Origin of the sequence: Xanthomonas sp. SI (genome assembly GCF_014236855.1) — a bacterium.
Classification (GTDB): domain Bacteria; phylum Pseudomonadota; class Gammaproteobacteria; order Xanthomonadales; family Xanthomonadaceae; genus Xanthomonas_A.
The window spans coordinates 1,955,474-1,976,974 of the sequence record NZ_CP051261.1; the positions used below are offsets into that span (position 1 = coordinate 1,955,474).

At 68.9% G+C, this 21,501-nt stretch carries 18 protein-coding genes and 3 tRNA genes; 11 read left to right on the plus strand and 10 right to left on the minus strand.

Annotated features, from left to right (window positions below):
- Nucleotides 1-282 precede the first annotated feature (282 nt).
- On the plus strand, nucleotides 283-1,974 hold the full coding sequence (asnB, locus tag HEP75_RS07995) for an asparagine synthase B (RefSeq protein ID WP_185826066.1): 1,692 nt from the start codon (nucleotides 283-285) through the stop codon (nucleotides 1,972-1,974).
- A gap of 89 nt (nucleotides 1,975-2,063) precedes the next feature.
- Here asnB and HEP75_RS08000 read toward each other — a convergent pair whose 3' ends face one another.
- The 3 genes from HEP75_RS08000 to HEP75_RS08010 all read right to left on the minus strand — a co-directional run bounded on the left by HEP75_RS08000 (nucleotide 2,064) and on the right by HEP75_RS08010 (nucleotide 6,121).
- Entirely contained in the window at nucleotides 2,064-2,516 is a 453-nt protein-coding gene (locus HEP75_RS08000) for a hypothetical protein (RefSeq protein WP_185826067.1), read from the minus strand.
- Nucleotides 2,517-2,591: 75 nt separating this feature from the next.
- Nucleotides 2,592-3,632, minus strand: a complete 1,041-nt coding sequence (locus HEP75_RS08005) for a right-handed parallel beta-helix repeat-containing protein (RefSeq protein WP_185826068.1) — start codon at nucleotides 3,630-3,632, stop codon at nucleotides 2,592-2,594.
- A 110-nt stretch (nucleotides 3,633-3,742) separates the two neighbouring features.
- The gene (locus HEP75_RS08010; protein WP_185826069.1) at nucleotides 3,743-6,121 is read right to left on the minus strand and encodes a penicillin acylase family protein; all 2,379 of its coding nucleotides are present in this window, start codon (nucleotides 6,119-6,121) and stop codon (nucleotides 3,743-3,745) included.
- 221 nt (nucleotides 6,122-6,342) lie between these two features.
- Here HEP75_RS08010 and bfr point away from each other — a divergent pair, with 221 nt between their 5' ends.
- Nucleotides 6,343-6,837: a bacterioferritin gene (gene bfr, locus HEP75_RS08015; RefSeq protein ID WP_185822798.1), complete on the plus strand. Its 495-nt coding sequence runs from the start codon at nucleotides 6,343-6,345 to the stop codon at nucleotides 6,835-6,837.
- A gap of 128 nt (nucleotides 6,838-6,965) precedes the next feature.
- Here the strand turns inward: bfr and HEP75_RS08020 are convergent, their stop codons facing one another.
- Nucleotides 6,966-7,859: an SDR family oxidoreductase gene (locus HEP75_RS08020; protein WP_185826070.1), complete on the minus strand. Its 894-nt coding sequence runs from the start codon at nucleotides 7,857-7,859 to the stop codon at nucleotides 6,966-6,968.
- Nucleotides 7,860-7,957: 98 nt separating this feature from the next.
- On the opposite strand from HEP75_RS08020, the gene HEP75_RS08025 reads away from it, so the two are divergent.
- Nucleotides 7,958-8,830, plus strand: coding sequence for a helix-turn-helix transcriptional regulator (locus HEP75_RS08025; protein ID WP_185815939.1), 873 nt, complete (start codon nucleotides 7,958-7,960; stop codon nucleotides 8,828-8,830).
- 85 nt (nucleotides 8,831-8,915) lie between these two features.
- Here the strand turns inward: HEP75_RS08025 and parC are convergent, their stop codons facing one another.
- Nucleotides 8,916-11,159, minus strand: a complete 2,244-nt coding sequence (gene parC, locus HEP75_RS08030; protein ID WP_185822800.1) for a DNA topoisomerase IV subunit A — start codon at nucleotides 11,157-11,159, stop codon at nucleotides 8,916-8,918.
- Between the two features lie 57 nt (nucleotides 11,160-11,216).
- Nucleotides 11,217-12,104, minus strand: a complete 888-nt coding sequence (locus HEP75_RS08035) for a helix-turn-helix transcriptional regulator (protein ID WP_185826071.1) — start codon at nucleotides 12,102-12,104, stop codon at nucleotides 11,217-11,219.
- Between the two features lie 140 nt (nucleotides 12,105-12,244).
- Here HEP75_RS08035 and HEP75_RS08040 point away from each other — a divergent pair, with 140 nt between their 5' ends.
- From HEP75_RS08040 to HEP75_RS08060, 5 genes are all read left to right on the plus strand, one after another.
- Complete coding sequence (locus HEP75_RS08040) at nucleotides 12,245-12,694, plus strand: MarR family transcriptional regulator (protein WP_185826072.1); 450 nt, start codon at nucleotides 12,245-12,247, stop codon at nucleotides 12,692-12,694.
- Between the two features lie 8 nt (nucleotides 12,695-12,702).
- Entirely contained in the window at nucleotides 12,703-14,187 is a 1,485-nt protein-coding gene (locus HEP75_RS08045) for an efflux transporter outer membrane subunit (protein WP_185826073.1), read from the plus strand.
- A 10-nt stretch (nucleotides 14,188-14,197) separates the two neighbouring features.
- Nucleotides 14,198-15,379, plus strand: a complete 1,182-nt coding sequence (locus tag HEP75_RS08050; RefSeq protein ID WP_185815944.1) for an efflux RND transporter periplasmic adaptor subunit — start codon at nucleotides 14,198-14,200, stop codon at nucleotides 15,377-15,379.
- A gap of 8 nt (nucleotides 15,380-15,387) precedes the next feature.
- Complete coding sequence (locus HEP75_RS08055) at nucleotides 15,388-16,965, plus strand: DHA2 family efflux MFS transporter permease subunit (RefSeq protein ID WP_185815945.1); 1,578 nt, start codon at nucleotides 15,388-15,390, stop codon at nucleotides 16,963-16,965.
- 134 nt (nucleotides 16,966-17,099) lie between these two features.
- Entirely contained in the window at nucleotides 17,100-18,656 is a 1,557-nt protein-coding gene (locus tag HEP75_RS08060) for a GDSL-type esterase/lipase family protein (protein ID WP_185826074.1), read from the plus strand.
- Nucleotides 18,657-18,781: 125 nt separating this feature from the next.
- Here the strand turns inward: HEP75_RS08060 and HEP75_RS08065 are convergent, their stop codons facing one another.
- Nucleotides 18,782-19,126, minus strand: coding sequence for a helix-turn-helix transcriptional regulator (locus HEP75_RS08065; protein WP_185822804.1), 345 nt, complete (start codon nucleotides 19,124-19,126; stop codon nucleotides 18,782-18,784).
- A gap of 296 nt (nucleotides 19,127-19,422) precedes the next feature.
- On the opposite strand from HEP75_RS08065, the gene HEP75_RS08070 reads away from it, so the two are divergent.
- Nucleotides 19,423-19,620, plus strand: a complete 198-nt coding sequence (locus HEP75_RS08070) for a hypothetical protein (RefSeq protein WP_053834605.1) — start codon at nucleotides 19,423-19,425, stop codon at nucleotides 19,618-19,620.
- 189 nt (nucleotides 19,621-19,809) lie between these two features.
- Here the strand turns inward: HEP75_RS08070 and HEP75_RS08075 are convergent.
- From HEP75_RS08075 to HEP75_RS08085, 3 genes are all read right to left on the minus strand, one after another.
- Nucleotides 19,810-19,896, minus strand: a tRNA-Leu gene (locus tag HEP75_RS08075).
- A 431-nt stretch (nucleotides 19,897-20,327) separates the two neighbouring features.
- Nucleotides 20,328-20,414, minus strand: a tRNA-Leu gene (locus tag HEP75_RS08080).
- A gap of 113 nt (nucleotides 20,415-20,527) precedes the next feature.
- On the minus strand, nucleotides 20,528-20,962 hold the full coding sequence (locus HEP75_RS08085; RefSeq protein ID WP_185826075.1) for a VirK family protein: 435 nt from the start codon (nucleotides 20,960-20,962) through the stop codon (nucleotides 20,528-20,530).
- Nucleotides 20,963-21,113: 151 nt separating this feature from the next.
- Between HEP75_RS08085 and HEP75_RS08090 the strand changes: the two genes are divergently transcribed.
- Nucleotides 21,114-21,353, plus strand: coding sequence for a hypothetical protein (locus HEP75_RS08090; RefSeq protein ID WP_185826076.1), 240 nt, complete (start codon nucleotides 21,114-21,116; stop codon nucleotides 21,351-21,353).
- Nucleotides 21,354-21,392: 39 nt separating this feature from the next.
- Nucleotides 21,393-21,479: transfer RNA gene (locus tag HEP75_RS08095), tRNA-Leu, on the plus strand.
- The last annotated feature ends 22 nt before the right edge of the window (nucleotides 21,480-21,501 follow it).

The following is a 21,501-nucleotide window of genomic DNA, read 5'->3' on the forward strand; positions in this document are numbered from 1 at the left end:
GCCGCCCGGGTTACGTTCGCCGCATGACCTCGCTGTCCGCCCTCCGCCCGATCCACGCCAACGGCCGCAATAATGCGCTGGCGAATAATCGTGCGCGGCCGATGCGGGTCTGCGACTAGGCGCTACCGAAACACCACGCCCAGTCTCCAGAAAACCCGCATCGGCCGATGCGGGTTTTTTTATGCGTGCAATCTTTCGCCGCAGCGCGGTGCCGGCCGGCAACCGCTGCAGACCATCGCCGCAACGACCTGTTACCCCCACACACCATCCAGGAGCTTTTCCATGTGTTCGATCTTCGGCATCTTCGGCCTGCAACCGGGCGACGACCTGCAGGCGCTGCGCCGCCAGGCGCTGGATTGCTCGCAGCGGCAGCGCCATCGCGGTCCGGACTGGAGCGGCGTGTATGTCGACGACGGCGCGATCCTGGTGCATGAGCGCCTGGCCATCGTCGATCCGGCCGGCGGCTCGCAGCCGTTGCTGTCCGAAGATGGGCAGCTGGCGCTGGCGGTGAACGGCGAGATCTACAACCACCGCGAATTGAAGACGCAGCTGACCCAGCCGTACGCGTTCCAGACCGGCTCGGACTGCGAGGTGATCAATGCGCTGTACCGCGAGCAGACGCCGGCCGCGCTGCTCAACCGGCTCAACGGCATCTTCGCCTTCGCGCTGTGGGACAAGGCCGCTGGCCGCGTGCTGATCGCGCGCGATCCGATGGGCGTGTGCCCGCTGTACTGGGGCCACGACACCCAGGGCCGCTTGCGCGTGGCCTCGGAGATGAAGTCGCTGGCCGACAGCTGCGCCGACGTCGCCCAGTTCCCGCCCGGCCACTACTACGACAGCGTCAGCGGCGAACTGCAGCAGTACTACCGCAAGCCGTGGCGCGACTACGACGCCGTGCACGGCGTGCAGGTGAGCAAGCAGGAACTGCGCGAGGCGTTCGAGCGCGCCGTGCACCGCCAGCTGATGACCGACGTGCCGTACGGCGTGCTGCTGTCCGGCGGGCTGGATTCGTCGTTGGTCGCGGCGGTGGCGGCGCGTTTCGCGCGCAAGCGCATCGAGGACAACGACCAGGCCGAAGCCTGGTGGCCGCGCCTGCACTCGTTCGCGATCGGCCTGAAGGGCTCGCCCGACCTGGCCGCCGCGGCGATCGCCGGCGAGTCGCTGGGCACCGTGCATCACGGCTTCGAATACACCTTCGAGGAAGGCCTGGACGCGCTGCCGGAAGTGATCCGGCACATCGAGACCTACGACGTCACCACCATCCGCGCGTCCACGCCGATGTTCCTGCTGGCGCGGCGGATCAAGGCGATGGGGGTGAAGATGGTGCTGTCCGGCGAAGGCAGCGACGAGATCTTCGGCGGCTATCTGTACTTCCACAAGGCGCCGAACGCGCGCGAATTCCACGAGGAGCTGATCCGCAAGCTCGACGCGCTGTACAACTACGACTGCCTGCGCGCCAACAAGTCGATGATGGCCTGGGGCGTGGAGCCGCGCGTGCCGTTCCTGGACGTGGAGTTCCTGGACGTGGCGATGCGCATGGACGCGCAGTACAAGATGATCGACAAGACCAGCAGCGGCGCGATCCGCATGGAAAAAGGCGTGCTGCGCGAGGCCTTCGAAGGCTATCTGCCCGATTCGATCCTGTGGCGGCAGAAGGAGCAGTTCAGCGATGGCGTCGGCTACGGCTGGATCGATGGGCTCAAGGCGCATGCGCAGGCGCAGGTCAGCGACCGCGAACTGGCCGCGGCCGACAAGCGCTTCCCGGTCAACCCGCCGCAGACCAAGGAAGCCTATTACTACCGCACCCTGTTCGAGCGCGCGTTCCCCACGCCGGCCGCGGCCGAGACCGTGCCCGGCGGCAAGTCGATCGCCTGTTCATCGCCGGCGGCGATCGCCTGGGATGCGAGTTTCGCCAACGCCGCCGACCCCTCAGGGCGGGCGGTGGCCGGGGTGCACGAGCAGGCACTGGGATGAAGATGGCATGCGGGAGCGCTTCGGCGTTCCCGCACGCCGTTCCGGCGCGTTTTAGCGCATTCGTCGCAGGATCTTTCGTACCTGCCGGATCACGTTATCGCTTTGAGCGTGTTCCGTGCAGACGTGATCAGCACCGCGATCAGCGCCGCATAGATAACCATGATCGCGGCTAGACGGGCTATCGATTTGCGCCAATCCGTGATGACGATTTTTTTGAGTTTGCGCCAGATACGTCCAAGCCGCTTGCCATCGGCAGGTCCGGATTCGTCCGCGGGGTAGGTGCCTGCGCACTCTGCGGGTTCCGCAGCGCCATGCCAGGCGATGTTGTCCATGAACTGCCACATGTTTGACAGCATCGCGACCAACAGGATCGCCAAGAGCAACACGCCGAGTATGGCTGCCAGCCATCCCTTGATGCTGCCTGGATGCGTCGTGTAGATGTCGGCCATGAAAATCGATGCCGACACGAGCAGTACCTGCGGTGTGAGATTGCGCAGGAATTCGAGAAAGGAGTTGCGGCCTTGGATCGGAAGTGCGGGCATGGGGCTTCAGGTGGCATCCATCAGACCCCAAGGTAGATAATTTTCGTCAAGGGCGGGGATTGCGTTGTAGACGCTTTACTCGAAGCGCATGCAGCGCCCGTAGCGCTCCGGCTGGATGTCCACGCCGGAGGCGTCGGCCTGGTTGTTCTTGCGCCACAGGTTCTGGCGGAAGTCCGAGCCGCTGCAGTTGGCGGCGCGGTCCACGCCGATCGTGTAGGTGTAGGGGTTGCCCTGGAAGGTGTTGTTCTCGAAGGTGTTGTCCTGGCTCATGCTGTTGTCCCAGCACAGGATCTCCGGGGTGCGCTGGCGAATCGAGCAGGCCAGGTAGATGCCGGAACCCTTGTTGCCGGTGAACTGGTTGCCGACGAACAGGTTGCGCCGCGCATCGGCCAGGTACACGCCCTGGCTGCCGTTGCGTTCCAGGCGATTGTTGCGGATCTCGCTGTCTTCCAGGTGCTCGGTGGTGATGCCGGCGGCGACGTTGTCGTGGATGTAGTTGTCGATCAGCTTGACCTTGGCGGTGCGGTTGAACGACACGCCGTCCCAGATCGCGCCGGACACGTCGTTGCGCTCGATCAGCAGGTCGCGGCTGTCGTACTCGCTGAGCAGGCAGGCGCTGCGGCACTTGCTCACGCGCAGCCCGGACAGCCGGATGTTCTGGCCGGCGCGCACCACCACCAGGCTGTTGCTCAGGTACGGACGCTCGGGCATGAATTCCTTCTCGGCGCTGCCGCCGACGATCTGCAATTGCTCGACCACGACATCGCGGATCGGCCGCTGCGGGCGTTCGTTCTGGTAGTCGCCGACCACGATGACCGGCTGCTGCACGCCGTCCTGCATGCGCAGCACGGTGGCGTCGCCCTGGCCGCGCAGGCGCAGGCCGTCGCGCTGGATCGACAGCAGCTTGGTGACGTGGAAATCGCCGGCGGTCAGGCACACAGTGGCCGGCTTGCCGTCGTTGGGCACGCGGTCCACCGCGGCCTGCAGGTCGTCGCCCGGCTCGGCGCGCACGCTGCAGTCGGTGGCGGCGGAGGCGGGTGCGGCGGCCGTGGCGCAGCCGCTCGACAGACAGGCGGCGAGCGGCAACAACAGGGCGAGCAGGGGACGGGCATTCATCGGATACAGGCTCCGCTTGGGGGGAGGAGGAGGCGCCAGGACCGCAGGCGCCGCGCGCTGGGCGCGGCGGCAGGTCGGATCGCGTGGAGCGCATTGGCGCGACAAGGGGCTCATTGTCGCGCAGGTGGCCTTAATGTCAGCGTGTAGCGGGCCGGGCCGGGCAGGAACGGCGAGGCGCGGCCTTGCACCCAGTCGTCGTGGCCGGCACCCCAGAACGGCGACAGCGGATGCTCGCTCTGGCCGCCGGGCATGTGCGCGATGCCGTCGGCTTCGTGGCCGGGCGCGACCACCATGCGCTCGGAGGCGCCGAAGTCCGGACGCTGCACCCGCGGCATGTCGTTGTCGCCGGGCAAGGCCTCGGCCGGCATGCACAGCCACCGCCGCAAGAATCCCGGCAGCGAGCGCGCCAGCGGATGGCAGATCGCGGCGGTGTTCTGCTCGCCCCAGCGGCGCTGCGGCAACGGCGCGTCCTGCTCGGGTTGGTCGCGGACCTCGGCGGCGGCGTCCTCCAGCAATGCCTGCCAGCTGGCGTAGCGGCGCGGCAGCAGATGCGGCGGTTGCTGCTGCAGCATCGGCCAGGCCACCGCTTCCAGCTGCGGCAGCGGCGGCATCGCGTAGTCGGCGCCCAGTTCGGCGCGGGCGGGAGCGATCAGGCCGTCGCGGATCCGGGTCAGCAGCGCCAGGCGCCAGGCGCGCACCAGCCGGTAACTCACCGAATCGGTGCTGGCGCGGCCTTCCCAATGCTTGCTGGCCTGGGCCAGCGCATGCAGCGCCGGGGTGGCGGCGCCGCCGTCGCGTTGCTGCAGCAACGTCCACCAGCGTTGCAACAGCAGCGCGCGATCGTCGAGCTGGATCGACAGCAATTGGCGTTCGTCCAACTGCGGATGCAGGCGCAGGTCGTCGCGGATCTGCTGGGCGCGCGCGCCCAGCGCGTAGCCGCCATCGCCGAGCACCGCCAACTCGTCGCCGCCGACGACGCGCGCATTGGCGCTCCACAGTTGCCCGTCGGCAGGATCGATCCGTTGCGGCGATTGCGCCGTGGACACCGGCCACGGCGCGCAGCGCTGCGCTGCCGGCACCGCCGCGCTGACGTCGTGGACCAGGGCATCGCTGGGGCAGTTGGGTCCGCGCAGCGGCAAAGCACCGAGCACGCGCCAGCCGATGTGCCCGGCGCTGTCGGCCAGCAGCATGTTCTGCGCCGGTGTGGCGATGTGCTGCGCGCTGGCGAAGCCGCTGGCCAGGGAATCGGCGCGGGCCAGGTCGGCCAGGCCCAGGTTCAGCGCGCCGGGCAACTGCGCCACCCAGCGTTGCGCCAGCGCGGTGCCGTCCGGCTCGTGCTTCAGGATCGGGCCGTACGCGGTGTCTTCCACGTCCAGCGTCACGTCCAGGCCGCCGGCCACCTCGATCCGTTCGCGGTGGTGGACGACCGCGGTACAGCCGGGTTGCGGCGTGGCCGCGCACGGCGTCAACCGGTACCAGTCGCTGGTGTCGGCGTAGCTGTTGGTGAAGCCCCAGGCGACGTGGCCGTTGCTGCCGACGATCACCGCCGGCAGGCCCGGCAGCGAAAAGCCGGTGACGTCCACGCGGCCGCCCGGCGCCTGCGCGTCGGCGTAGCGCAGGCGCACGCGGAACCACAGGCTGGGTGCGCCAAGCTGCAGATGCATGTCGTTGGCGACGATGGCGCGGCCGTCGGCGCTGCGGCTGCCGGCGATGGCCCAGTTGTTGCTGCCGGGTGCGGCATGGTCCGCGGTGCTGCCATCGCGCGGGGCGTCGGGCAGGGTGCGCAGGTCGACCTGGCTGGCATCGGGCAGCGTGGCGTCGCCGCGCGCCGGGGCGTCCAGGGCCGCGTCCCAACTGCTGCCGTCGTGGCGCAGCAGTGCGAACAGCGGCGCCGGCAAGTGCTGTTGCAGGCGGTACAGCGACAGTTCGCGCTCGAGCTGGCGGCCTTGCAGATCGAAGTACATCGCGTCGCCGGCCAGCACCGAGTCCACCGGTTGCCAGTCGCGCGGCGCCTTGACCAGCAGCAGGTAGGGCCACGGCCGCACCCGCAGCGCGTGCAGGCCGCGATTGACTCCGGCGCTGTAGGCCTGCAGCGCCGCGGCATGGCTGCCGCCGAAGCTGGCCAGTTGCGCGGCGGCGCGCGCGCGCAGGCGATGCATGCGGCGCTGCTTGTCCACCCCGAGCGTGGCGTTGCCGACCAGCTCCGACAGTTCGCCGGCCGCGGCACGGCGCATCAGGTCCATCTGGAAGTAGCGTTCCTGCGCGTGCACGTAGCCGAGCGCACGCATCGCATCGGCCTCGCTGCCGGCGTCGATGGTGACCGTGCCCTGGGCGTCGCGCTGGATACGCACCGGCGCCGCCAGCCCGTCCAGATCGACCTGGCCGTCGAGCGTGGCCAGGCTGCCGTGCAGCAGCAGCCATGTCGCCAGCACCAGTCCGATCGCCAACACCGCCAGCCACAGCAGTCCCCGTTTCCACTTGCTCCGCATCCAAGCATCTCCGCCGGCCAATCCTGGATTCTAGACGCGACTGCGTGTCGTTCCTGCGTACATGCGGCGGGCGTTCGCGAGCGGTTGGGCCGAGGTCATCTTCGCTCGCGCCGCTGCACGCTCCGTGCCGATGGAAAATCGGGATGCTAATGATTCCGATTGGAACGCGGTGCGAGCGGCTCGGGCACTATGGCGGCCTTAGTTGAGACGGAGCCTGCCCCATGAAGGGACATCCTGAAGTTGTGCAATGCCTGATCGAGTTGCTGCGCGGCGAACTCGCCGCACGCGATCAATATTTCATCCACTCGCGGCGCTACGAGGACCAGGGCCTGCAGGCGCTGTATGCGCGGATCAACCACGAGATGGAAGAGGAGACCGAGCACGCCGACGCGCTGCTGCGGCGCATCCTGTTCCTGGAAGGCGACCCGGACATGCGTCCGCATGCGTTCGAACCGGGGCGCACGGTCGAAGAGATGCTGCAGAAGGACCTGAAGGTCGAATACGAAGTGCGCGCGAACCTGGCCGCCGGCATGAAGCTGTGCGAGGAGCACGGCGACTACGTCAGCCGCGACATCCTGCTCAAGCAGCTGCAGGACACCGAAGAAGACCACGCCTGGTGGCTGGAACAGCAGCTGGGCCTGATCAAGCGCCTGGGCATGGCGCTGTACCAGACCTCGAAGATCGGCGACGGCGGCGTGTCCGGCAAGGACGCCTGAACCCAGCGCCCTCCTTACTGGGCGCCCGCGAGGCGTCATGAAAGGAGTCGGTCGAGGCCGGCAGCAAGCGGGATGTCAGCGGGCAAGAAGCGCGCGCAACGCGATGCGCGCGCCGGCCCGACAGGGGCTTAGGACTCGGCGAACTTGCCTTCGTCGAGGTCGGCGATCAGCGTGGGTCCGGTCGGCTTCCAGCCGAGCCTGGCCTGCGTCAACGCGCTCGAGGCCGGCATGTCGAGTTGCATGAACATCGCCATCCAGCCGAAATGCGCGGCCGCTTCGTCCGGCGCGATCGATACCACCGGCAGCTTCAGTGCGCGCCCGAGCGCCTCGGCGATCTCGCGGCTGGGGATGCCTTCCTCGCCGACCGCGTGATAGCGCGCGCCCGGCTGCGCTTTCTCGATCGCCATGCGGTAAAGCCGCACCGCGTCGGACAGATGGCCGGCCGCCCAGCGGTTGCTGCCTTCGCCGACATAGGCAACCACGCCCTTGTCGCGCGCGATCGCCGCCAGTGGCGTGATCAGCCCTTGCCGATACGGGTTGTGGACCTGCGGCAGCCGCATCACCGAGACATTGACGCTGGCCTCGAGCAAAGCGTTGCCGGCCTGCTCGGAGCCGATGCGCGGATTCGGGTGGCTGGTGTTGAAGACATCCTCGCTGGCCGGCTCACCGTGTTCGCCGCTGCCCACCCCGGTACCCGAGGTGATCAGCAGCGGGCGATCGGAGCCCTTCAACGCCGAGCCGAGCGCCGCGATCGCGCGCTTGTCCTTCTCGCAGTTGGCGACGAAGTTGGCGAAATCGTGGTCGAAGGCCGTGTGGATCACGGCATCGGCCTGGGCGGCGCCACGACCCAGGCTGTCCGGATCCTCGAGCGTGCCGTGGTGGACCTCGGCGCCGGCCGCGCGTAGCGCCTGCGCACCTGCCTCCGAACGGGTCATGCCGAGTACGCGATGGCCGGCCTGAATCAGTTCGGGAACCAGGGCCGAGCCGATGAAACCGGTCGCGCCGGTCAGAAAGATACGCATGGTGCACTCCTTCGTGTCGTTGAGAGCGAACTCTCCGGCATCCGGTTATCCCGTTAAAGTAGTGACGTCATCGTAGTAAAGCGACTAACAGGCTTGCCATGAACTCCGGTCCCGCCCGTTCCCTGGGCGACTTCCTGCGCAGCCGGCGTACCCGGCTGGATCCCGCCAGCTTCGGCTTCCTGGGCCGCCGGCGCACGCCGGGGCTGCGCCGCGAGGAAGTCGCGCAGCGCGCCAACATCAGCCCGACCTGGTACACCTGGCTCGAACAGGGGCGCGGCGGTGCGCCGTCGGCGGAGGTGCTGGAACGGATCGCAGGCGCGCTGCTGCTGACCGACGCCGAACGCGAACACCTGTTCATGGTCGGGCTGGGGCGACCGCCCGAGGTCCGTTACCGCTCGGTGGCGGGCGTCAGTTCGCGCCTGCAGCGCGTGCTCGATTCGCTGCAGTCGAGTCCGGCCATCGTCAAGACGCCGACCTGGGACGTGGTGGCCTGGAATCGCGCCGCGGCCGTGGTGCTGACCGACTACAGCCAGCTGCCGGTCGGCGGGCGCAACATCCTGCGCTTCCTGTTCGGCAACCCCGCCATGCGCGCCAAGCAGCACGACTGGGAGGCGGTGGCGCGCTTCGCGGTGGGGGCGTTTCGCGCCGATGTGGCGCGTGCCGGCATCGCGTCGGAGGTGGGAGAGCTGGTGGCCGAGCTGTGCGGGCTCAGCACCGAGTTCGAGGCGCTGTGGCACGAGAACGAGGTGTTGAGCCATGGCGAGGGCGATGGCGTGAAGCGTCTCAAGCATCCGCTGCTGGGCCCGATCGAGCTCGAATACTCGGCCTTCGCGGTGGACGGGCGGCCCGATCTGGGCATGATCGTCTACACGCCCGTCGATGCCGGCGTGGCCGCGCGGATTCACCAACTCGCGACCGCGCATGGCGCGGCCCCGGTCGCGCGCACGGACGCGGCGATGGGACCGGCATGAAACATCGAGTGCAACAAGAGGACGCGGCGCGCGCCCTGTCGCGCATGGCCGAGCCGGTCCCCAGGCCGTTGCCAGCGGGGAGCGCTTACTCCACCGCCAGGTCGTCCACCTTCTGCCAGCCGCGCGGCAGCAGGCCGCCGCGGCTGGCGCGCACGCCGAGGTAGGCGTCCAGGTCCTTGAACGACAGCGACATGGTGCGCTGCCCGCTCTTCACCAGCAGCGTGTTGCCCGGCGCGACCGCGGCGATCGCCACCACCCGCTCGGTGCCGAGCTTGGCCTTGGGGATGTCGATGATCTTGTTGCCCTTGCCCTTGTCCAACTCGGGCAGGTCGGCGATCGGGAACGCCAGCAGGTGGCCGGCACTGGTCACCGCGACGATGCGGTCGGTTTGCAGATTGCTCACCGACGCCGGCGTCAGCACCTTCGCGTTCGGGGTCAGGTTGAGCATCGCCTTGCCGGCCTTGTTGCGGCTGGTCAGGTTCTCGAAGCGGGTGACGAAGCCGTAGCCGTGCGAGGACGCCAGCACCAGCCGGCTGTCGTTCTCGCCGCTGGTCATGGCCTGGAACGAGGCGCCGGACGCGGGAGAGAAGCGCCCGGTCAGCGGCTCGCCGTTGCCGCGTGCCGACGGCAGCGAATGCGCCAGCGTGGAGTAGGCGCGGCCTTCCGAATCCAGGAACGCCACCTGCTGCGTGCTGCGCCCGCGCACCGCGGCCAGCAGGCTGTCGCCGTCGCGGTAGGACAGGCCGGCCGGGTCCACGTCGTGGCCCTTGGCCGCGCGGATCCAACCCTTCTCCGACATCACGATGGTCATCGGCTCGCTCGGCACCAGTTCGGTCTCGTCGATCGCCTGCGCCGCGCCGCGCTGTACCAGCGGCGAACGCCGCGCGTCGCCGAACTTCTTGGCGTCGGCGACCAGCTCGTCCTTGATCATCTTCTTCAGCTTGGTCTTGCTGGCCAGCACCGCCTGCAGCTGTTCGCGCTCCTTGGCCAGCGCGTCCTGCTCGCCGCGGATCTTCATCTCCTCCAGCCGCGCCAGTTGGCGCAGGCGGGTTTCCAGGATGTAGTCGGCCTGTTCCTCGCTGAGCGCGAAACGCGCGATCAGCGCCGGCTTCGGCTCGTCCTCGCTGCGGATGATGCGGATCACTTCGTCCAGGTTGAGGAACGCGACCAGCAGGCCTTCCAACAGGTGCAGGCGGCGCTCGACCTTCTCCAGGCGATGGTTGAGCCGGCGCACCACGGTGTCGCTGCGGAAGCGCAACCATTCTTCCAGCAGGGTCTTGAGGTTCTTGACCTGCGGGCGGCCATCCAGGCCGATCACGTTGAGGTTGACCCGGTAGCTGCGCTCCAGGTCGGTGGTCACGAACAGGTGGTCCATCAACTGCTCGGCGTCGACCCGATTGGAGCGCGGCACCAGCACCACCCGTACCGGATTGGCGTGGTCGGACTCGTCGCGGATGTCTTCCAGCCACGGCAGCTTCTTGGCGCGCATCTGCTGCGCGATCTGCTCGATCACCTTCGACGGCGACACCTGGTAGGGCAGCGCGGTGATCACGATGTTGGCGTGTTCCTTCTGGAACGTGGCGCGCGCACGCACGCTGCCGTGGCCGGTCTCGTAGATCGCGCGCAAGTCGGCGGCCGGGGTGATGATCTCGGCGGTGGTCGGGTAGTCCGGGCCGCGCACGTGTTCGCACAGGTCGGCGACGCTGGCGTCGGGATCGTCGAGCAGGCGGATCAGCGCGCTGACGATCTCGTTGAGGTTGTGCGGCGGCACGTCGGTGGCCATGCCCACGGCGATGCCGGTGGTGCCGTTGAGCAGCAGGTGCGGCAGCCGCGCCGGCATCCAGGTCGGCTCGTCCATGGTGCCGTCGAAGTTCGGCGACCAGTCCACCGTGCCCTGGCCGAGCTCGCCGAGCAGCACTTCGGCGATCGGGGTCAGCTTGGATTCGGTGTAGCGCATCGCCGCGAACGACTTCGGGTCGTCGGTGGAGCCGAAGTTGCCCTGGCCCTCGATCAGCGGGTAGCGGTAGGAGAACGGCTGCGCCATCAGCACCAGCGCCTCGTAGCAGGCGCTGTCGCCATGCGGGTGGTATTTGCCGATCACGTCGCCGACGGTGCGCGCGGATTTCTTCGGCTTGGCCGTGGCGTTCAGGCCCAGCTCGCTCATCGCGTAGATGATGCGCCGCTGCACCGGCTTCAGGCCGTCGCCGAGGAACGGCAGGGCGCGGTCCAGCACCACGTACATGGAGTAGTCGAGGTAGGCGCGTTCGGCGTATTCGCGCAGCGGCAGCTGTTCGAAACCATGGAAGGCGGGGCGGGCGAGATCGGTCATGCGCAGGAAATACCTATAGGGGAACGCGGCGGCGGGCGCCGCAGGTCAGCCGGTCGATTATCCGGATGCGGCCGGCGATGCCAAGCCGCGCGTGCTGCCGGCGCGGCCGGTGCTGGCCAGGTAGCGGGCCGGAGGATGGCCGAAATGGCCGCGGAAGGCGGTGACGAAGGCGCTGGGGCTGCTGTAGCCGAGCCGGTGCGCGGCATCGGCGACGCTGGCGCCGTCGCTGAGCTGGCGCAGCGCTTCGGCCAGCCGCGCCTGCTGCCGCCAGCCGGCGAAGCCGAGCCCGGTCTCGTCGCGGAAATGCCGGCTCAGGCTGCGTGGCGACAATCCGGCCCAGTGCGCCCATTGCGCCAGCGAGCGATCGTCGGCGGGCGTTGCCAGCAGTTGCCCGGCGATGCGCAGCAGGCGCCGGTCGCTGGGCATCGGCAGGTGCAGGCCCTGCAGCGGCGCTTTGCGCAACTCGTCCAGCAGCACTGCGCCGATCCGCTGCTGGTCCGCGTCCAGGGTCTCCGGAAGGTCCCACGAGGCCACCCGCAGCAGCAGTTCGCGCAGCAGGCCGTTGATGCCGATCACGCACGGGCGCTCGGGCAGGTCGGCGCAGACGGACGGCGCCACCAGCAGCACGTAGCCGCGCAACGGCCCGGAGATCTGCACCGTATGCAGCGCCTGCGGTGGCATCCAGCCGGCGCAACCGGGCGGCAGCGACCAGTGGTCGTGCTCGGTGCGGGTGCTCAGCAGGCCTTCTTCCACGCAGATCATCTGGCCGCGGACATGGCGGTGCCAGTCCACCTCGTGCTGCAGCGCGACCGGCTTGTGCGCCAGGAACGCGAGCAGCGACGGGCCGTCGGCGCGCTCGAACCAGGCCTTTGCCCGCGGATCGAGCAGATGGGCCGGCTCGTGGACGGGCGGCGATGGCGACAATGGCGCGATTTCGATATTCATTGTCTCGATTGTAATACTTGGCCATGCCCGTCCTGGACTAGAGTGTGCGCTCGCCGGCGTTGCGTTGTTGCAACGCAGCATTTGTTTGTAGGTGCGATATTTCCTTGACATATATTTCCAAATGAAAATAATTAGCGCCCATGAACTGCGCTCCCTCCCTTCCCGGTCCACCGTCGTTCGGCCTGCTGCTGCGCCAGGTGCGCGACGGTCTGATGCGGCGCCTGGATGAGTCCATGGCCGAGCTCGAACTCGGCCTGGGCTTCAGCCACTACCTCGGCATGAAGGCGCTGGCCTACATGGCGCCGTGCACCGCAAACGAACTGGCCCAGGCCATCGACCAGAACCCCAGCGCGGTCACCCGCCTGCTGGACAAGCTCCAGGACCTGGGCTGGGTGCGCCGCGAAGCGCATGCGCAGGACCGCCGCGCGCTGCAGATCGTGCTCACCGACGAAGGCCGCGCGCTGTGGAAGCAGCTCAAGCGGCGCGGCGACGAGACCATCGCCAGCGCGCTGCGCGACCTCTCCGCCGCCGAGCGCGAGCACCTCACCTCCTTGTTGACCCGCGTCCGCGACTCCCTCAATTCGCCGTGAATCCGCTTATGAACCTCTCCGCTTCGTCCCATCGCCTGCGCCCGTTCGCGGCCGCGGCACTCACCCTGGCGCTGGCCGCCTGCGCCAGCAGCCGTGGCCTGGAGCCGCAGGGCCGCAGGCTCGATGCCGACCAGCATCTGCAGGCCGGCAAGACCCTGGCCGCCGACCAACTGGCGCCGGCCGCCTGGCCGCAGCAGGACTGGTGGAAGGCGCTGGGCGACCCGCAGCTCGATGCGCTGATCGCCGAGGCGCTGCAGGGCACGCCCAACCTGGAAGCGGCCGACGCGCGGCTGCGCCTGGCGCAGGCGCAGGCCGGCGCGGCCAATGCCGATCGCGGCGCCAAGCTGTCGCTGTCGGCCGGCTATACCGGCCTGCAGTTGCCCAAGGGGCTGGCCGGCGACGAGATCGGCGGCAAGTACATCCACAACGAGCAGGCGCTGCTGGACTTCAGCTATGGCTTCGACCTGTGGGGCGGCAAGCGCGCGGCCTGGGAAGCGGCGGTGGACCAGGCGCATGCGGCGCAGGTCGATGCGCAGGCCGCGCGCCTGGACCTGTCGGCCGGCGTGGCCCGCGCCTATGCGCAGCTCGGCTACGCCTGGCGCCTGTACGACCTGGCCGGCGAAGAGCTGGCGCGTTCGGACAACAGCCTGAAGCTGGTGCGGCAGCGCGTCGGTGCCGGCATCGACAGCAACCTGCAGCTGCGCCAGGCCGAGGCGCGGGTGCCGGCCGCGCGCCAGCAGCAGCAGGCGGCGCAGCAGCAGATCGACGAGGCCCGCACCGCGCTGGCGGCGCTGCTCGGCCGCGGCCCGGATCGCGGGCTCGAGATCGAACGCCCGCGCCCGCTCGACCCGGTGGCGGTGCAACTGCCGTCGGTGCTGCCCAGCGACCTGCTCGGGCGCCGCCCGGACGTGGTCGCCGCGCGCTGGCGGGTCGAGGCGGCGTCGCAGAGCATCGGCGCGGCCAAGGCGCAGTTCTATCCGACCATCAACCTGCTCGCGCTCGGCGGCGTCGCCGCGGCCAATCCCGCCGACCTGTTCAAGGGCGACGCACTGCTCGGCGTGTTCGCGCCGAGCGTGAGCCTGCCGCTGTTCGACAGCGGCCGCCTGCGCAGTCAGCTGGCCGAGCGCGATGCGCAATACGACCTGGCGGTGGCCACCTACAACCAGGCGCTGGTGGCGGCGCTGCGCGAGGTCGCCGATCAGGTCAACGCGGCGCGTTCGCTGGCGCAGCAGGCGCAACAGCAGGCGCAGGCGGTGGGCACCGCGCAGGCCGCCTTCGACCTGGCGCAGCAGCGCTACCGCGCCGGCATCGGCAACTACCTGGACGTGCTGAGCGTGCAGCAGCAGTTGCTCGAGGCGCAGCAGCGCCTGGCCTCGCTGCAGTCCAACCAGATCCTGGTCTCGGTGCGCCTGAACCAGGCGCTGGGCGGCGGCTACGAAGCCACCTCCGCCGCCGATGCGCCATTGACCTCCTCCGCTTCCACGCATTCCTGAGACCGCTGCAATGAATCAGACAACGACCCCCGATTCCTCCGCTCCCGCCCCGAGCCGGCGCGGCATGCTGCTGCGCGGCCTGGCCGTGCTGGTGGTGCTGGTGCTGATCGCGCTGGCGATCTGGTACTTCGTCTCCGGCCGCTGGCACGAAGACACCGACGACGCCTATGTGCAGGGCAACCTGGTGCAGATCACGCCGATGGTGGCCGGCACCGTGGTCAGCATCGGTGCCGACGACGGCATGCGCGTGGAGCGCGGCCAGTTGCTGGTCAAGCTCGATCCGGCCGACACCCAGGTCGCGTTGCAGCAGGCCGAGGCCAATCTGGCGCGCACCGTGCGCCAGGTGCGCGGCCTGTTCCGCAGCGTGCAAGGCGCGCAGGCCGAACTGTCGTCGCAGCAGGTGACCCTGCAGCGCGCCCGCGCCGACGTCGCCCGCCGCAGCAGCCTGGTCGCCACCGGCGCGATCTCCGCCGAGGAACTGGCGCATGCGCGCGACCAGCTGGCCGCCGCCGAAGCCGCGGTCAGCGGTTCGCGCGAGACGGTGGAGCGCAACCGCGCGCTGATCGACGACAACGGCGTGGCCCACCAGCCCGACGTGCAGGCCGCCGCCGCGCAGGTGCGCCAGGCGTTCCTCAACAACGCCCGCAGCGCGATCGTCGCGCCGGTGTCCGGCTATGTCGCGCGGCGTTCGGTGCAGGTCGGCCAGCGCGTGCAGCCCGGCACCGCGCTGATGGCGGTGGTGCCGCTGGAGCAGGTGTGGGTGGAAGCCAACTTCAAGGAAACCCAGCTCAAGCACATGCGCCTGGGCCAGCCGGTGGAACTGGAGTCGGATCTGTACGGCGGCGCGGTGCGCTACCAGGGCACGGTGCAGAGCCTGGGCCTGGGTACCGGTAGCGCGTTCTCGCTGCTGCCGGCGCAGAACGCCAGCGGCAACTGGATCAAGATCGTGCAGCGCGTGCCGGTGCGTATCGCCATCGATCCCAAGCAGCTGGCGCAGAACCCGCTGCGCATCGGCCTGTCGATGAAGGTGGACGTGAACCTGCACCAGCAGAACGGCGGCGTGCTGCCGACCAAGTTCGCCACCGGCACGCTGCTGGATACCGACGTCTATGCGCAGCAGTTGGGCCAGGCCGACGAGACCATCGCGCAGATCATCCACGCCAACCTGCCCGACGCCGCCAAGGCGAACTGAGTCCGGCCATGTCCAACCAAGCTGCCACTCCTGCCGCGCCCGGGGCTCCGGGCGCACCGGCCGCCGCGTTCCGCCCGCCCAGCGTGGCGCTGTGCACGGTGGGCCTGGCGATGGCCTCGTTCATGCAGGTGCTCGACACCACCATCGCCAACGTCTCATTGCCGACCATCGCCGGCAACCTCGGCGCCAGTTCGCAGCAGGCGACCTGGGTCATCACCTCGTTCGCGGTCAGCAACGCGATCGCGCTGCCGCTGACCGGCTTTTTGAGCCGGCGCTTCGGCGAGACCAAGCTGTTCGTGTGGGCCACGCTGTCCTTCACCATCGCCTCGCTGCTGTGCGGCCTGGCGCAGAGCATGGGCATGCTGGTGGTGTCGCGCGCGATCCAGGGTTTCGTGTGCGGGCCGATGTACCCGATCACGCAGAGCCTGCTGGTGTCGATCTACCCGCGCGAGAAACGCGGGCAGGCGCTGGCGCTGCTGGCGATGATCACCGTGGTCGCGCCGATCGCCGGCCCGATCCTGGGCGGCTGGATCACCGACAACTACAGCTGGGAATGGATCTTCCTGATCAACGTGCCGCTGGGCATCATCGCCGCGATCGTGGTCGGCTCGCAGCTGCGCGACCGCCCGGAACCGACCGAGCGCCCGCGCATGGACTACGTCGGCCTGATCACCCTGATCATCGGCGTCGGTTGCCTGCAGTTGGTGCTGGACCTGGGCAACGACGAGGACTGGTTCAGCTCGACCAAGATCGTGGTGCTGGCCGCGATCTCGGTGGTGGCGCTGGCGGTGTTCCTGATCTGGGAGCTGACCGACAAGGATCCGATCGTCAACCTGCGCCTGTTTCGGCACCGCAACTTCCGCGCCGGCACCATGGCGCTGATCGTGGCCTACGCCGCGTTCTTCAGCGTGTCGCTGCTGATCCCGCAGTGGCTGCAGCGCGACATGGGCTACACCGCGATCTGGGCCGGCCTGGCCACCGCGCCGATCGGCATCCTGCCGGTGCTGATGACCCCGTTCGTCGGCAAGTACGCCTCGCGCTTCGACCTACGCATGCTCGCCAGCATCGCCTTCATCTTCATGGCGGCGACCAGCTTCATGCGTTCGGACTTCAGCCTGCAGGTCGATTTCGCCCACGTGGCCGGGGTGCAGTTGCTGATGGGCGTGGGCGTGGCGCTGTTCTTCATGCCGGTGCTGCAAATCCTGCTGTCGGACCTGGACGGGCGCGAGATCGCGGCCGGTTCCGGCCTGGCCACGTTCCTGCGCACGCTGGGCGGCAGCTTCGCCGCCTCGCTGACCACCTACCTGTGGGCCAAGCGCACCCAGCTGCACCACGCGCACCTCACCGAGCACATCTCCACGTATACGCCGGGGATGCAGGAGCAGGTGCAGGCGATGGGGCAGGGCGACCTGCAGACCGGTGCCGCCTTCCTCAACAACACGATCAACCACCAGGCCTCGCAGATGGGCTTCAACGACATCTTCTACCTGCTGGGCTGGACGTTCCTGGGCATCATCTTCTTCCTGTGGCTGGCCAAGCCGCCGTTTTCCGGCGGTGGCGGGGCCGCTGCGGCGGGCGGTCACTGAGTCCGGCTTGCCGGCAACGACGAAACCCCGCCACGTGCGGGGTTTCGTTTGTGCGGCGGATGCATGCGCGCTTGCCGCCGCGGCGACTGGCGGACCAGAATGCCGCTTCCTCGCACGTATCGGCAGGTTCGGACATGCAGCGTTTTCTGCGCGCCTTGTGGTCCTGCTCGGATTCTTCGCGGCCGCGTCGCGGCGCTGTACGCGCCTGGCAGGGTGTGGCGTTGCTGCTGTGCCTCGGCGCCCTCGGCGTCGGCAGCGTGCAGGCCGAGCCGAGCGTGGCGGCGATCACTCCGACCGACCGCCTGCACGAAGCCTGGTGGGCGCAACGCCACCAACAGGTGCTGGAGCAGGTGCGCGCGCATCCGGACACGCCGCTGCTGCTGATCGGCGACTCGATCACCCACAACTACGACAAGGCGAACGCGCCAGACGAGGATTTCCAGCCGACCTGGCAGACCTTCTATGGCAGCCGCGGCGCGCTCAACCTGGGTTTCAGCGGCGATGCCACCGAGCACGTGCTGTGGCGGCTGCAGCACGGCGAAGTGGATGGCCTGCAGCCCAAGGTCGCGATGCTGCTGATCGGCACCAACAACACCGGCCACGAGCGGCAGAGTGCCGCCGATACCGTGCTCGGCATCGACGCGGTGGTGGCGACGCTGGAGCAGCGCCTGCCGAAGACGCGGATCCTGCTGATAGGGCTGCTGCCCAGCGCCGGATCGGTGCAGAAGAGCGCGCGCGACGCCGAGGTCAACCGCGCGCTGGCGGTGCGCTACGGCGACAATCCGCGCGTGGCCTATCTCGACATCGGCGCGGTGTTCCGCAAGGACGGCGCGCTCGACCAGGGCGCGCTCGACCAGAGCCTGTTCTACGACCCGCGGCTGCGTCCGCCGGGCGACGCCCTGCATCCGGACACGCGCGGCCAGCGGCGCATGGCCGAGGCGATCGAGCCGACCCTGGCGCGTTTGCTCGGCGAGCCGCCGCGGGTGCCGCTGGCGGCGATGACCGAGATCAATCCGGCGCTGGTGCCGGTGCCGTGGCTGGAGCAGGATTCCTACGATTGGTACGCGCGCCACCACGCGGCGCTGGAGGCGGCGCGCGGGTTGCGTCCCGACGTGGTGATGCTCGGCGACTCGATCACCCACTTCTGGGGCGGGCCGCCGCAGGCCATCCGGGTCGGCGGCGCGCAGGCCTGGCAGCGCACCTTCGGCGCGGCCAAGGTGTTGAACCTGGGCTTCGGCTGGGATCGCACCCAGAACGTGCTGTGGCGGCTGCGGCAGGGCGAAGTGGACGGATTGGCGCCGCGCTGGGTGGTGATCAACATCGGCACCAACAACCTCACCGGTACCGAGAATGCGCGCGCCAGCACGCCGCAGGAAGCGGCCGATGGCGTGGCCGCGGTGGTCGCCGAGGTGCGCCAGCGGCTGCCGCGCAGCAAGATCGTGCTGATGGGCATCCTGCCGCGCGGTTTCGCCGCCGACGCGCCGCTGCGCGCCCCGATCGCGCAGACCAACCGTCTGCTGGCCGCGCGTTTCGGCCACGATCCGGCGGTGCGCTGGCTGGACATCGGCGCGCGCTTCCTGCAGCCCGACGGGCGCCTGCCACAAACGCTGATGCCCGACAGCACCCATCCCAGCGAGGACGGTTACCGGATCTGGGGCGAGGCATTGCGCGAGATCGGCGTCGGCGGTTGAAACCGGCAGGGATTGGCCAAGGTGGTCTTGTAGGAGCGGCTTCAGCCGCGACAGGCGCTATCGGTAACGCGTGTCGCGGCTGAAGCCGCTCCTACAGGGATGCCTTGCCGGGGAATGCGGCGCGCTCAGCCCTTGTCCGGCTTGAGCAGTTCCAGCACCGCTTCGCGGCGCCGCGCCGGCAGGTTGCGGTAGCGGGTCAGCAGCGCCTGCTCGTGCGTGTCGTGCGCCTGCAGCGCGTAATCGGCCGGCAGGTCGTGCAGGCGTGCGCTGCCCTGGCCGCAGATCAGTTCGTCCAGCGAGCGCTTGAGCACGCCGCGCAGGTTCGGCAACAGGCGGAAGCTCGGGGTCTCGCGATTGTTCTCCCACGCCGACACCGACGACTTGGTCACGCCCAGCGCGAAACCCAATTGTTCCTGGGTGAGCCCGGCGGCTTTCCTGGCTTCGCGCAACCGGTCGCCGAAGCTTTTCATCGCGGTGGGCCTTGCAGTTACGGGGCCTACCAAGATATGGAGCATCCGTAACCTTGTCGTACAGCCATGCTTGACTCTAGATGTTCGGAGATTCGATACTTTGGCGGTGCGGGCCACGCTGACGCGTGAGGGCGCGCACAGCGGACACGGACGACCGAGGAGTGCATGGTATTTCGCCTAGTTTCCATTGCCGTTGCAGCGGCGGCGCAATGGCGCCGCGTGGCGTTGTTTCCCCAGGCAGGCAGGGCCGCGGCGCGCGAACGTCGTGCGGCCGCCGCTGCGGCGGAGGGTGGGGCATGGCCACCTACGAAGTGAAGCTGCGGCGCGTGGCGCACCTGGAGCCGGCACTGTACGTGCTGGTCCACGCCGCCAACGCGTATCTGGCCGCGCGCGCCGCCGAGCGCCACAACCCGGGCTATCGGGCGTACATGGTCGCGGTGTGGGTGGACGGCGTGCGCGTGGACATCGGCGCGTTCCGCCCGCCGGATCGCTGAGTGCGCGGGGCTGATTGCGTGTGGGACGCCGCCATGTCGCCGCCAGGGCGTGATCGCGTACGTTGCGGCGATGCGGGCGCGGAATCCTGGTGGGTTGGTTCGCCGCTGCCGAGTGGCGGCATCGCCTGCGCCGCAGGCAACAAAAAACCCGCCGGAGCGGGTTTTTGTTTACAACGCTTGCCGTATCGATGGTGCCCAGGAGAGGACTCGAACCTCCACGAAGTTGCCCCCGCTAGCACCTGAAGCTAGTGCGTCTACCAATTCCGCCACCTGGGCGATACAGGCGCGGAATTCTGCTGGCAGTGCCGGGGACTGTCAAGCAAGTTTTTGCGGGCGCGGCGCGGCGGCCATGCGACAGCGGCTGTTACTCGCCGAATCGCTCACGCCACTGGCCGCGCATGCCGGACCATTGGCGGCATGACGCTTCGGTCGCGACACCGCGAACTGGAGTAGGGAATGCTGGCCGTACCGGCGATCGCGGAGGGACTGTGCGGCATCGACACTTCAGCGGCTGACCCTGATGGAAGGGACTTCAGTCCTGACACGCCATTGCCGGCGAAGCGTTGCGACTACGGCAGAACATCCACGCAGGCCTGCACGGAGGCCGTGCGCTGGCCGCGGCGCTGCACGAAGCATCGCGTCACGGCAGCAAACCGCAGGCAAAAAAAATCCCGCCGGAGCGGGTTTTTCTTTGCTGCTGTATCGAATGGTGCCCAGGAGAGGACTCGAACCTCCACGAAGTTGCCCCCGCTAGCACCTGAAGCTAGTGCGTCTACCAATTCCGCCACCTGGGCGATACAGGCCGAGAATTTTGTCGGTTGCGCGCGCCGCTGTCAAGCGGCGTTTTGCATGCGCGTTTCGGCGGTACGCGTGCCGTGCCTGCGGCGCACGTACCGCCTGCGGCGCATCAGCTGGCGGTGAAGCGCAGGCCCTGGTTGATCGCGCAGCGGTAGCCGAGCGTGGCGCCGTTCTGCTGGTAACCGGGCAGGGCGAACACGGCCATGCTGAAGTCGATGCGGCTGTCCGGGTGCACCTGGTAGCGCAGGAACTGCTGGATCGGCTTGCCGTCGCGGCCCACGGTGAAGTGCTCGTCGGCGAAGGACAGAGTGCCGTCTTCGGTCACCCGGTAGGCGCCGATGCGCAAGCCGCCGCGGGTCTGGGTCGGGGTGGCGCCGCCGGCACTGGGCGTGCACTGGCTCAGGTCGATCGCGACCGCGACCGAGGCGCCGCTATCCAGCGAGCGTTCGATCTCGGCGAGCGAACCGAGCGGCGTGGCGGCGCCGGCAGGGTGGGCGAAGGCGAGCAGCGAGGCGGCGAGCAGCGAGAGGGGCAGGGACTTCATGCGGAACTCCGGAGCGTGGGGGAAGGGGCGGTTCGCCGCACGCACGCTAGCCCTTTGCGCTGCACGGTCAACCGACAAAATCGCGTTCTCCTGGCTGCGTCACAGCGCTTGTTCGAAGCAGGTCCGTTCGCCCTGGCGCCGGTTTCGCGTCGTGTCCGGATCCGCACGAAAGATGCGGTTTTCTGCCGAATGCGCGGTGCTCGCGCATGCCGATGCCGCCACGAGGTTGCCGCGCGCGATCCGCGCCGTGCTGCGTTGCAGGCGCCGCCGTCGCCATCGCATGCCGCAGGCGGATGCGCGTCGCCTGGCCTGGCGATCGGGGATCGCGAAATGCGGGCTGCGTCTGGCGGTGGCGCGCGCCGCCGAACCGCGCAGCGCGCGCCGGCATTGACAAGGGCGCGCGCTGCCCGCAGAATTCGCCGCCTTCAGCGCCCAGATGGCGGAATTGGTAGACGCACTAGCTTCAGGTGCTAGCGGGGGCAACTTCGTGGAGGTTCGAGTCCTCTTCTGGGCACCATATGCAACACGCGGGAGCGCTG